This window comes from Spiroplasma endosymbiont of Ammophila pubescens (assembly GCF_964020965.1).
GTDB lineage: Bacteria > Bacillota_I > Bacilli_A > Mycoplasmatales > Mycoplasmataceae > Spiroplasma.
In genome coordinates this window covers 783,707-795,791 of the sequence record NZ_OZ026611.1, presented here as the reverse complement: position 1 = coordinate 795,791, position 12,085 = coordinate 783,707, and the positions used below count along the sequence as shown (strand labels likewise).

The following is a 12,085-nucleotide window of genomic DNA, read 5'->3' as shown; positions in this document are numbered from 1 at the left end:
GTTCTTTGATATAATATCTTGGTTAAATTCAAATCCTTTTTCAGTAAAAATTCCATAATTTGACTTTAATTTAACAACTATATCTTTATATTCTTAGTAATCATCTTGATATGGTCTTTCTAATGGGTTAGTAATTTCAAAATAATATGGTAATAAAATTTTGTAATCGTCATTGTCCCCTTTGTTAATACAATATGTTGATTTTAAATTATTTGATAGCATTGCTAATGCATTTTCAATTCGATTAATCATATTTATATTTTCTAAAACTATTGTTGGATTTCTTTTTTTTTCATGCCATTCATAAATTGGTAATTACTGCATAACGATCTCTTGCCCTTCAAACAAAAATCTAATTTTATAAATTTTATCATTTTTAATTATTTCAACTCATTGATCTTCTTTTTTTACTATTTCTGTTGCAACAACAAATTCATTATCTTTTCAATAACTATATGTCAACATTTTTTTTCAATATTTCAAAAGCGTCCTAAGAAGGGGTCGCACCTTCTGGAATAATTTCAAGATTAATAATTAAATTTAATTTTGTTGCTTCTTGATATGGTACTAGTCCATATGATGCAATTGATTGATATAAAGTTTTATTCGTATTATCAGAATTAGAAAAATCTGAGTTAGGAAAAATTGTAACTTGATCTAAATTTAATTCAAAAACTTTATTACGATTAGTAAATGGTCTTTTGTCATAATACGCAGTCCCAGTTCCGCTATCAAAAGCTGGAACTTGATCATTTCCATCATAAACAGCATTAAACTTAATTCTTTTTGCTTTAGCAATTTGAACTGATGAAGGTGATTGTGAACCACCAAGTTGTAAGAAATCTTGTAATGAAAACTCTTGATTGTATTTAATTCCTTTTGAATCCAAAAAAGTAAAAATATCTTTTAGGGGAATAATTTTGATTTCCATTTCAAAAATCTGTCATTGAAATATTTGGCTCTAACTGCCATGGAAAAACTAACTTAGGAAAAATTACTGTTCCTTCTTTTGCAATCAAATTAGGAACTTTCCCTTGTTTATTTTTTAATTTTAAATTACCAATATAACACCCGTTAGGTGAAGTAAAACTTAATTCAGTGATTTTATTAGTAAATGGTTTTGACATTATGGGAGTGTTGCATATAAACGGGTATTACTTAATTTATTTAAAAACAATAAACTTTTTTCTTTTATAAAAAAATAATAACACAAAAAAATAAAAATACAAAAAATAATTTCATATTTTAACATACTAAAAAATAGTTTAAAAACTAAAATTAAATCTCATAATTTTTAAATCCAAAATATTTTTAAATGTTGAAAATGAAAATGTTTTATTCCCATATCCCAAACAAGATTTTACAACTCTTGAAACATCACTTTCAGCAGATACGCCAATATTTCACTCTTTATTTTGATTTAAAATACCATTTTTTAAATTAATAAAATACCTTAATTTAATTCTTTCATTCTGTAATGATTTTAAAAAAGTTATAAATTCGTCGTATTTTCCTTGTAAAAATAATTCCTTTGCGTGTAAATAATTTTTAAAGGATTTTTTACTACGATTACCACAATATATATTATTCTTTAATTCTCTTATTGCATGAAATCTATCAAATATAAACATACCATCTAAAATTTTAGCAGTTTTTTTAATTCATTTAGCACTATCCCCACAATAATTAATTTAATATTTTCATAATTTTTAAAAAATTTTTGAATTTGTTTTTTAATAAATAAAGCATTAAATTCTGCTCCTCGAGTTTTCTTATTAAGAAAAAAATAACAATATTTTTTATTTAAAGATTTATTATTTTCTTTTCCAGTATTAAATGAAATTATTCTAATAATTTGCAAATAAGATTTATTATTTTTATTTTTTAAAGTTACATGTGCATCATCCAAATTGATATATAAATTTTCTCAATTTTTTAAATCTATTTTTTTATCTTTTCTTTTTATTAATGCTTTTCGTAAAATACGCGAAACAGATGAAAAATGCAATTTACAATTAAACATATCTAATATATCACTATATCTTTTATTTTTTACTATTTCAGCAATTATTTTTAATTTTAAATCATTAATTATTCTTTGTCATTTTTCAACTCCAAATTGTTTATCAACAAGAGGAACATATTTTCACTTACCCTTATAAAGATATTTGTAAATTCTTCTCTTATAAATTAATATTCCAAATTCTGTTTTAATTTTTCTAGTTTTTATTTCTTTTACAAAATATTTTATTTTATCTCGTTTTTTAAAAATTATATTATCAATTCTTTCTACCTTTTCTTTTAACTGATTTAAAGCATTTTCATAAATATTTGCACTAAATTTATTAAAATTAAACATTTTATTATTTCCTTTCTTTATTAAATCAAAATTATTAATTAATATATTTCATAAATTTACACATACTTTAAAAAATGTATAATATAATTAAGAAAATTATAACACTTCACAGAAAGGAATAAATATATGAAAAAAATACTAAGTATTTTAGGGGTAATTGGATTAATAACAAGTACAACAACATTAATTAGTTGTGAAAAACCAAATAATAATGAAAACGGGGGTAATAAACCCGAGCCATGATATAATCCACAATAACCACCAGAAAATAGTAATTGAAAATTAATGATTGAAGGTGAAAATGAAAAAATTAACCATAATTTAAAAACTTATATAGGATTAAAATTAATTGGAAAAACATGATTTATAAATAAATGAAAAGGTAAACAATTAAAAACTGACACATGAAAAATTTTTGGATATAAAAATATTTATCGTTGAGATGGAGTTAATGAACCACAAACACTCGAAATTAATAAGGATACTGGCAAAATTACAGATTGAAAAGAATAAAAGGACTTTATTAGTCCTTTTTATATTAATAGTACAAATTTCATAAAAATAATTAATAAAAATATATTTGTTATTGTATTATATAATGCTGGACTAAATTTTCATACCTCAAATGTTTGATTAAAAAAACTATATATTGTTTCAAAAATTTTTCCAACTCCACTCGCTAATTCATTAACTTGTTTTATACCAGGAATATTATTCACAATTCAAATTGCCGCATTTATGATATGACACGCTAAGTTATATCAACTACAACTTTCATATTGTGCTTGTCATCATTGACCATCGGAAAATAATCCACCATTATTTATTTCTTGTCAGTTATAAATACCAAAATTAAAATCATAATAACAATACATATCATTTTCTTTTTGTGCTTGTAATTCAAAAACATTATAACCAATTTTTTGTTCTTCAATTTTTTTATATTTTAAACCATATTTATCTTTTAAAGAACCTTCAAAAACATAACCTTCATTTTGATTAATATTATAATCATTTGCAACAGAAAAATCATAGTTAAACACATTACCATAATTTGTATTATAAAACCGATTTTTAAACGCTGAATACAATTTAATATCTAATTGTTTGTATTTATCAGAAAAATAAAAGTAACGTGGATAAATTTTAAAACCATTATTCGCTAATAAACCATATTTTTTATTATATCCTTGCACATAAGTATTATTTTCTAAATCAAAAATTGTTCGTAAATAATCTTTATAAAAATTTTGAGAAACCGTAAACATAGTATTTAATAATTTTTCAAATTGATTTTTATTAGTATTTTTTTCATCAATTAAAACATCTTTAAAATTAACTAATTTTAAACCAAAAAAGTTAATTAAAACAGTATCATATCCTAAATTATCAATATAACCACTTTCTATAAAATTACTCCGATTTTGAAAAACAGGTACCAAAGCATATGCAAAAAAGGCTTTTAAAAATTTATTAATATCAATTTGACCTTTCATTTTTTCAAAAAATTCTTTACCAGTATTAGGATTATTACCCTGATAATAATTATAAGTTTCAGCACTAAAATTAAATGTATTTTCCTTATCTTTCATAAAAGAAAATAAAAAACCTAAATCATCAGTATACCGATAATTATTATAATCATATCCATTTCAATATTGCTTAAGATGTGTTAACTTTAAACTCCCAGCAATAATATTTTTTCGTTCATCAATAGTTAAAATCATTCGATAAATTGATTTTTTAACTAAAATAGTGCCAGTACTAGACTTATTCAAATTATTAATAATTTCAAAATCAAATATTATTCTTTGACTACCCAAATTTAGATCATCATAATCTAGATTACCACCTTGTTGAACTCGAATATTTTCTTGCACAATAGCATTAATATATTTTAATAAAAAAGAACGAGTATTTTGATAATTAGTATCAGTCCAAAAAATAACACTACCAGTATCTGTATCAATTTCGGGTGTTTGTGGTTCACCATTTCCATCTCAATAATAAACAGATTTAAAATATTTACCATTATCTTCATGCCAATAAATCATTGTACTTTGTTGTCTTAAAACACCTAAATCATAAAAACCATTTATTTTTGATTTTTGTAATCTAGAATCAAAATCAATAAAAAATGTTTCTTGATTATTTAAAAATTTATTAATTTTTCAACTACTATTTTCACTATTTATTCAAATAACAATATAATATTTATTATCAATTCCATTTAAAGGTTTATTTAGAACAATAACTTGTTTTCAATTACCAACATTTAAATTAATTATTTGTAAATTATCAACACTTTTTTCTAATTTATTAATAACTTCAGCAGTATTAAAATACTTAGCAAACGAATAAGAAAAATTAGTTAATTCTTTTAAAAATTGTTTTTTATCAACATCATAAAATTTATCAATACTATATTGTTTAGCATAAACATCTCAATTTTTATATAAATCCATAAACTCATGACCAGGTTTATCAAATGAAATTCCGGTTGAATAACTATCCTTTAAAAAATCTAAATATCACTTATCATTATAAGTTAATGATTTTGATGTTTTTAAAGTCGGATTAATAAAGTAATTTGTTTCTGATCAATTTTCAAAAAAACTACTGCATAAAAACATTGTATTAGTCTTTTTTTATTTATCAAAATGTGTAGTTAAGATTAATTAAATAATCAGATTTTTAACTTAGCGGTTTGTTAATTTAAAATTAATATGATAAAGTTAATATTGTAAATGATTTTATGAAATGGTTAATATTTCTTAAAATAAATGACTTTAATTAACTGTTTTTATTAATAAATTATTATAAATTATTTCATTTAAAAAAATAATTACATTAAATGATATATAGTATAAATAATATTATAAAGAGTAGAAAAAACAAAAATTAAAAATATAAAATGAAAAAGTAATAAAATATCAATTTTATTCTTTTCAGTTGTGAAAGGGGCATATTAATATTATGGGCTATTTAGGAAAAATGTTTGAAAATGTAGGAAAAATATATTTAGCATATAAAGTAATAGTATGAACTAATAATGTGCGTAAAAAAAACTAAATCAGCATGAAATTTTACTGCTGATAAAATTAGCGAAAAATGAAATAGTGCAAAAAATTGGTTATTGAAAAAACATTACTATTGAACTAATTATAATAAATGACTTAATATAAGAACAAAAGAAGAAAGAAAAAAATAATGTTCAACAAGATATTGTTATTAATGCTCAAATATATTACAAACAAGTTGAAAGAGAAGCAAAGCGTAAACTTGAAGAAATGAAGAAGATTGCAAAAAGAGATAATATATATGAGTATTTAGAACCTGACTTTAGACAAATTGAAATTGTTTTAGATAATTTTGACATCTTAAAAATGATGTCACATATTTCAGCTTCAAATCAAGCTCTTGCTGATAGATTTAAAGAAATTCTTATTGAAGTTAATACAGCTTCACCTTCACATTCAAATAGTGAACAAATGATTGATAGTGATAGAACCGATGATAATGATGAATTTTTTGATGCAGTAGAAGAATTAGAGTCTAATCAAATAGATTATGAACGCAGTTCCTAAGGAAATGTAATAAATAATTTTATAAATATAAAAAGCAATTAAAATTTTAATTGCTTTTTATTGTTTCTTTGTTATTACGAAAAAGACCCAATATTTCCTTTGTTTTTTAACTGTTTTAGGATATAATTAATATATATTAGTTTTGAGCTTTCTTGAAATGGGTGTTGATAATGAAGAGTAATGATATTAAAATTTTAAAAATTAAACCAATTAAGCAAAGTGCACATAATGATCAAAGCATTGAACAGCAAGAGTTTACTTTAAATAATGATGCAACTTTTTTTCTACAAGAAAATAGTCATTTTTTTAAGAATAATTATTTTTTTACTAAAACCCAAAATGTTAATCAAAATAGTGCTTTAAATTCATTTGTACAACCACGGAAAATGATTTTAAATTTAGATAATCCAAATGCATTAAAAATTTTACATCATCAAACTGAAAAGTTACAACAAGAAAAAACAAGTTTTCATCACCGATTAAATAAAATTAAATCAACTTTTGATGAAAAAATTCAATTGGATAATGAAGAACATTTATATGAGCCACCTACTATTACAAAAAACATTGATTTATTAAATTTTAATAAGAAAAATAATGATGATCAATTTAACAATGAACCTGTTGAAGTTAAAATTGATCATACAGAAGTTAAAGCACAAGCTCGTGCTGTTGCTCAAAAAATAATGCAAAAAGATCAAGAAAAATTAAAGAAGTCATTAACTAATATTGATAATAAACAAACTATAAAATCAAAGTCAGTTTTAATAAATCATTTTCCTAGACTTTCTTTACCAAAATCATCACCACAAAAAGATATTTTTTTTACTCAAAGTTATAATAAAATACCAGGTCAAAAAATAAATGTTTCGCAAAAAATAACACATAATATGCCTCCAATCCAAGCAAAAAATATTGAAGAAGAAACTTATAATAAAAAGTTTGATAATAAACAAAATGAAAATAAAAAAACAGGAAAAGGAGTAGATTTAATTGTTCGTCCTGACAAGGGAAATCAATTTTATGATGAAATTGATACGATGGAATGGGATATAACAAAACGACCAAATTTAGGAGTGGAACAAACAACCAATAAATATTATCATCAAGAAGAAAAGAATTTGGAAACAAAAAAAGTTTCACAAGTTTTATCAGAAAAAGTAAAATTTCAAGATGAAACTTCTCAAGCAATTGAACTTGAAGAAGCAGAGGGAACTTATCAAATAGATAATTTTTATGCTAAGTTATTTAATTCTAATGTCAAAGAAGATTTGATAAAACAAGGCAGTAAACTTAAAATAAAACAAATTGGAAGAAGAAAAACAAAAAACCTTAATCCTAATGTTTTGCCTTTGACAAATAAGCACTCAAAGTCTACTGTTCAAGCAACAACAATGTTTAATAATAATTATCAAATTAAGCAATTACCAAATGGGCGTCAACGAATTACTAAAATTAAGAAAAACAACATTCTTAAATGACGTGATCCAATTGTTTTAATTGCACGCCTTATGGCGATTATTGGATTAATAGTATTATGTAGTGCATTTTTAGTGTTTAATAATTGAAATAATAATTCAGCTTTAGATTTATATAATTTTTTTGTAGTTAATTTTGGTAAATTTAATTTTATTACTGTTAATCATCATTATTTTTTTATGAATCGAATATTTATGTTAATTTTAATTGGGATTTATGCAATTATTGTTGTTCTTCCATTTTGTTTGGTATCAAATTTTAAAATTCAGCTTTATTGTTTTTTACCATTAAGTTTACTTTTCTTATGTAGTGTGATTGGAATTGCATTATATAGTTATTTTTTTATGAACAATATTTTTAATTGGTTCAGTAATATTATGCAAATTATTAGTTATAGTTTTTTATTGTTGGCAAATATTTTAATGTTAGCAGCAGTTTTAAAAAGAAAAAAAAGAAAGGTCTTAAAATTTATATAGTAAATTATTTAAACAATAGGAAACTAATTTCTTATCTTGGGATTTTTAATTTTCAATGTTAAAATAATGGTACTAATTAATTATTATTTATTTATAAAAAAGGAAGTGATGTGCAATGAAAAAAGTTGTTGTCGGATTATCTGGAGGGGTTGATTCTTCAGTTAGTTTATATTTATTACAACAAGCAGGTTATGATGTAGAAGGTCTTTTTATGCGGAATTGAGACAGTCAATTAAATAATGATATTTTAGGAAATAAAGCAATTAATAATGTTATTTATCCACAAAAACTTGATTATAATGATGCTGTTAATGTTAGTAAAACATTACAAGTACCATTGCACCGTGTTGATTTTATTAAAGAATATTGAGAATATGTGTTTAAACATTTTATTAATGAATATCAAAAAGGGTGAACTCCTAATCCAGATATTTTATGTAATAAGTATATTAAATTTGACTATTTTTTAAACTATGCAATTAATAACTATCATGCTGATTTTATTGCCATGGGACATTATGCTCAAGTACGATTTAATGAAAAATTACAAGAATATCAATTATTACAGGGAATTGACCGGGATAAAGATCAAACTTATTTTTTAAGTCAGTTGAACCAAGGACAATTATCAAAAACATTTTTTTCCATTAGGAAATTTAACAAAAAAAGAAGTTAGAGAAATTGCAAGTGCACAAAATTTAAGCACAGCTAATAAAAAAGATTCAACAGGAATTTGTTTTATTGGAGAACGTGATTTTAAAAACTTTTTACAAAATTATATTCCAAATCAAAATGGTAATATTGTTGATATTGAAACAAAAGAAGTTGTTGGTCATCATAATGGGGTGATGTATTATACAATTGGTCAACGTCGTGGTTTAAATTTAGGTGGGATGAGTGAACCATATTTTGTGGCTGGTAAAAATGTAGAAAACAATATTTTATATGTTGCAAAAAGTAGTGAAGAAAAATGACTATATTCAACGAGTTGTATTATTACTGATGTTAATTGAATTAATACTTTACATGAAAAAGAATTTAATTGTACAGCTAAATTTCGTTATCGTCAAAAAGATATTCCTGTTAAAGTAACAGTTTTAAGTGATAATAAATGTCTTGTACAATTTTCAACAAAAGTAAAAGCGATTACGCCAGGACAAGCTGCTGTTTTTTATGATGATGAAGTTTGCCTTGAGGGCAGAGTTATTAATGATGTTTATTTAGATAATCAAAAATTATGATATTTATAAGAAAGGATTAGTAAAATGGCTGAAAAAATACGGGGTTATTTAAAATTAATTGTTTTTGAGTCCAATAATGGTTATCGGATTTGCAAATTTCAATTAGAAAATGATAAAACACATTTTATTTTTATTAAAGGATTTTTATCAACTTTACAGCCAGAACAATTATATGAATTACAAGGGAACTTTGTCTATAATGAACGCTATGGTGAAAATTTTGAAGTTAAGGAAATTCATAAACTTTCCCCACGGAGTAATGATGAGGTTTTAAAATATTTAACTAGTAGTTTATTTCCCACAATTGGTGAAAAAGCAGCACAAATAATTATTGATTATTATCAAACCGATGTGATTACCAAGATTAAAGAAAATTTATCAGTCTTACATGAAATTCCGGGTATTAGTGTTAAGCAAGTTAATATTATTGCAAAGGTATTTAAGTCAATGAGCCGTGATGATGAATTAAATCATCAATTTAATCAAAAAGGATTATCTTTACAAGTTTTATCTTTATTAAAAACAAAATATAATGTTGATCAGATTTATGCTTTATTAAAAAAAGATCCTTATTTATTATTATTAAAAGATAATATTGCTTTTAAAACAATTGATAAGATTTATTTAGCATTTGAACAAGAACCTTTTACTAACATTCGAATTTGTTATTATGCATGATATTTAGCAAAAGAATTTTGTAATAATAATGGTGATACTTATTTAACGTTAAATGAATTAACAAAAATCTTACAAAAGAATTTTCCTTTTTTAACAAAAGAACAGTTGTTAGCCGGATTAAAATATAGTAAAGAAATTAAATTATTAATTTTTAAGGATGATAAAATTTATGTTGCAGAAATATATCATAGTGAAATTAATATTGCTGCAATGTTAGTTGGTTTGAATACGATTGATCAATATGATGATCAAAAATTAACAGAAGAGTTAGAAAAATTAACAAATAAAAAACAAATTACTTATAATATTAATCAAACAAAAGCAATAAAGGCTGCTGTGCATTCTAATTTTTTAGTTATTATTGGAGGACCTGGTACGGGTAAAACAACAGTTGTTGATGGTATTGTTAGTCTTTTAAAAAAAGTTTACCAACAATCAAAAATTGTATTAGCAGCACCAACTGGAAAAGCAGCCAAACGATTACGAGAAAAAACTGGGCAAAAAGCTTTAACAATTCATAAATTATTAAAATATGATGCTTTGACTAATCAATTTTTTTATAATGGAAATAATCCTTTGGAGAATGATATTTTAATTTTAGATGAAGTTAGTATGGTTGATAGTTTGTTATTATCACAAATTGCAAAAGCTAGTGTTAATTTGCGTAAATTAATTTTAATTGGTGACCCAAATCAATTACCGTCAGTTGCTTGTGGTGATTTGTTACGAGATATTATTCAAAGTGATATTTTTAATGTTATTAAATTAGAAGAAGTTTATCGTCAAGAAGCTGGAAATGACATTTTAGAACTATCTTATGCAATTGAACAAGAACATTTTGAAGGTAATAATTTATTTGACAAAAAAGATTTTACTTTTATTAATGAAACTGATTCACAAACATTATTAACAATTGTTGGTAATTTATATCAAAAACTTAGTGATGAATATGGAGCAGATTATAATGCTATTCAGGTAATTGCCCCAATGTATAATGGTCCAGTTGGAATTAATACATTAAATACTTATTTGCAAAATCGAATTAATCATGCAAATGGTCAAAAAGAAATTGAGATTGGGCATCGTTTTTTCCGAGTTAATGATAAAGTTATGCAACTTAAAAATCGACCTGAATTAGAAATTTATAATGGCGATGTTGGCATTATTGTTGATATTAAAAAAGATAAAAATTTAAATGATGTGATCTTAGTAAAATACGATAATGTAATTGCATATAGTAAAGAACTTTATTATGATATTACTTTAGCTTATGCTTGTAGTGTTCATAAATTACAGGGCAGTGAATATGATAATATTATTTTTGTAATAACAAAAAGTTTTTGAATGATGTTAAAACGAAATCTAATTTATACAGCAATTACTCGTGCTAAAACTAAATTATATTTAATTGGTGAACCATCAGCATTTTTATATGGTGTTAATAATTTATCACAAAAACGGCGAACAACTTTACAAGAAAAAATTAAAACATTTTTAAAAGAACAATAATTACCATATTTTACCTAGTTTTAATATTATCGTAAAAAATTTAACATAAAACTTATTAAATTATAGAGGCGTTGCAATGGCACCAAGATTAGCAGATGCTATTGTAAACATATTTATTAAATTATGGCCTGTAAAAGTTTTATTAGTAGTGCGATCAAAAGCATCACTAACATAGTAAATGGTTTCATCCGGATTATCATCAATCAATATTGCTATTATAATAACAACATGTTTTACTTGACTATTTAGTCATCAAGGCGGACTGACTTTAATGCCAAGTATTACTGGTATATCATTTTTAAGACTAAGTTTAACTAAATTTTGTAATCATAGTTTTTGTTCATCTTTTTTACCAAAATTTTGTTCTAAGACATAATTTTGATATTCTAAAAAATTTGGATGTAGTTGCAAATTAATATGTTTATTTAATATTGGAATAGCATTCACCATCAAAGTTTCATTATTTGTTTTCATTTCATTAGCTAATTCATCTTGCGATAATAAATCATTATTATTTATGTAACTAATAATAGATTTAATTGATGCTGGAACACAATAATATTTTTGCTCTTGTTGGAAGTTAGAAAAATTATGTTTTAATGAAATATAAGTTGGTGGATTTATTATAGTATTTTGTGTTGTTATATTAGTAATAAATAAAGTGGTAATGATAAATAAGACAATACTTAATACATTTATCATTTTTGACATTTTAATTTATCCTTTCTTTCTCTTAAAATATTTTAAGATAATTTT

14 protein-coding genes and 1 pseudogene are annotated in these 12,085 nt (G+C 23.2%); 7 read left to right on the top strand and 8 right to left on the bottom strand.

Going from position 1 to position 12,085, the window contains the following annotated elements:
• Window positions 1–93: 93 nt before the first annotated feature.
• From ABNT63_RS04995 to ABNT63_RS04970, 6 genes are all read right to left on the bottom strand, one after another.
• The gene (locus ABNT63_RS04995; protein WP_348736950.1) at window positions 94–252 is read right to left on the bottom strand and encodes a hypothetical protein; all 159 of its coding nucleotides are present in this window, start codon (window positions 250–252) and stop codon (window positions 94–96) included.
• A gap of 63 nt (window positions 253–315) precedes the next feature.
• Window positions 316–465, bottom strand: coding sequence for a hypothetical protein (locus tag ABNT63_RS04990; RefSeq protein WP_348736949.1), 150 nt, complete (start codon window positions 463–465; stop codon window positions 316–318).
• Window positions 466–490: 25 nt separating this feature from the next.
• The gene (locus ABNT63_RS04985; RefSeq protein ID WP_348736947.1) at window positions 491–889 is read right to left on the bottom strand and encodes a hypothetical protein; all 399 of its coding nucleotides are present in this window, start codon (window positions 887–889) and stop codon (window positions 491–493) included.
• A complete protein-coding gene (locus ABNT63_RS04980) occupies window positions 870–1,127 on the bottom strand; it encodes a hypothetical protein (RefSeq protein ID WP_348736946.1) in 258 nt (85 codons plus the stop codon). Before ABNT63_RS04980 ends, ABNT63_RS04985 begins: the two co-directional genes overlap by 20 nt.
• Before the next feature lie 138 nt (window positions 1,128–1,265).
• The gene (locus ABNT63_RS04975; protein WP_348736944.1) at window positions 1,266–1,631 is read right to left on the bottom strand and encodes a hypothetical protein; all 366 of its coding nucleotides are present in this window, start codon (window positions 1,629–1,631) and stop codon (window positions 1,266–1,268) included.
• Window positions 1,632–1,636: 5 nt separating this feature from the next.
• Window positions 1,637–2,359, bottom strand: a complete 723-nt coding sequence (locus ABNT63_RS04970; protein ID WP_348736942.1) for a UPF0236 family transposase-like protein — start codon at window positions 2,357–2,359, stop codon at window positions 1,637–1,639.
• 126 nt (window positions 2,360–2,485) lie between these two features.
• Between ABNT63_RS04970 and ABNT63_RS04965 the strand changes: the two genes are divergently transcribed.
• Together ABNT63_RS04965 and ABNT63_RS04960 are read left to right on the top strand one after the other, a co-directional pair.
• Window positions 2,486–2,617, top strand: coding sequence for a lipoprotein (locus tag ABNT63_RS04965; protein WP_348736940.1), 132 nt, complete (start codon window positions 2,486–2,488; stop codon window positions 2,615–2,617).
• 27 nt (window positions 2,618–2,644) lie between these two features.
• The gene (locus tag ABNT63_RS04960; protein WP_348736938.1) at window positions 2,645–2,872 is read left to right on the top strand and encodes a hypothetical protein; all 228 of its coding nucleotides are present in this window, start codon (window positions 2,645–2,647) and stop codon (window positions 2,870–2,872) included.
• 20 nt (window positions 2,873–2,892) lie between these two features.
• Here ABNT63_RS04960 and ABNT63_RS04955 read toward each other — a convergent pair whose 3' ends face one another.
• Window positions 2,893–4,992 (bottom strand): spiroplasma phage ORF1-like family protein, encoded by a 2,100-nt coding sequence (locus tag ABNT63_RS04955; RefSeq protein ID WP_348736936.1) that lies wholly within the window; start codon window positions 4,990–4,992, stop codon window positions 2,893–2,895.
• A 419-nt stretch (window positions 4,993–5,411) separates the two neighbouring features.
• Between ABNT63_RS04955 and ABNT63_RS04950 the strand changes: the two genes are divergently transcribed.
• From ABNT63_RS04950 to recD2, 5 genes and pseudogenes are all read left to right on the top strand, one after another.
• Window positions 5,412–5,570 carry a hypothetical protein gene (locus ABNT63_RS04950; RefSeq protein ID WP_348736934.1) on the top strand — a complete coding sequence of 53 codons (159 nt, stop codon included), beginning with the start codon at window positions 5,412–5,414 and terminating at the stop codon, window positions 5,568–5,570.
• Between the two features lie 79 nt (window positions 5,571–5,649).
• Window positions 5,650–5,946, top strand: a complete 297-nt coding sequence (locus ABNT63_RS04945; RefSeq protein WP_348736932.1) for a hypothetical protein — start codon at window positions 5,650–5,652, stop codon at window positions 5,944–5,946.
• Window positions 5,947–6,116: 170 nt separating this feature from the next.
• Window positions 6,117–7,901 carry an ABC transporter permease gene (locus ABNT63_RS04940; RefSeq protein WP_348736930.1) on the top strand — a complete coding sequence of 595 codons (1,785 nt, stop codon included), beginning with the start codon at window positions 6,117–6,119 and terminating at the stop codon, window positions 7,899–7,901.
• 115 nt (window positions 7,902–8,016) lie between these two features.
• Window positions 8,017–9,151, top strand: a pseudogene (gene mnmA, locus ABNT63_RS04935) (tRNA 2-thiouridine(34) synthase MnmA).
• Window positions 9,152–9,166: 15 nt separating this feature from the next.
• Window positions 9,167–11,329: an SF1B family DNA helicase RecD2 gene (gene recD2 / locus ABNT63_RS04930; RefSeq protein WP_348736928.1), complete on the top strand. Its 2,163-nt coding sequence runs from the start codon at window positions 9,167–9,169 to the stop codon at window positions 11,327–11,329.
• A gap of 60 nt (window positions 11,330–11,389) precedes the next feature.
• Here recD2 and ABNT63_RS04925 read toward each other — a convergent pair whose 3' ends face one another.
• Window positions 11,390–12,040, bottom strand: coding sequence for a C39 family peptidase (locus ABNT63_RS04925; protein WP_348736901.1), 651 nt, complete (start codon window positions 12,038–12,040; stop codon window positions 11,390–11,392).
• Between the last annotated feature and the right edge of the window lie 45 nt (window positions 12,041–12,085).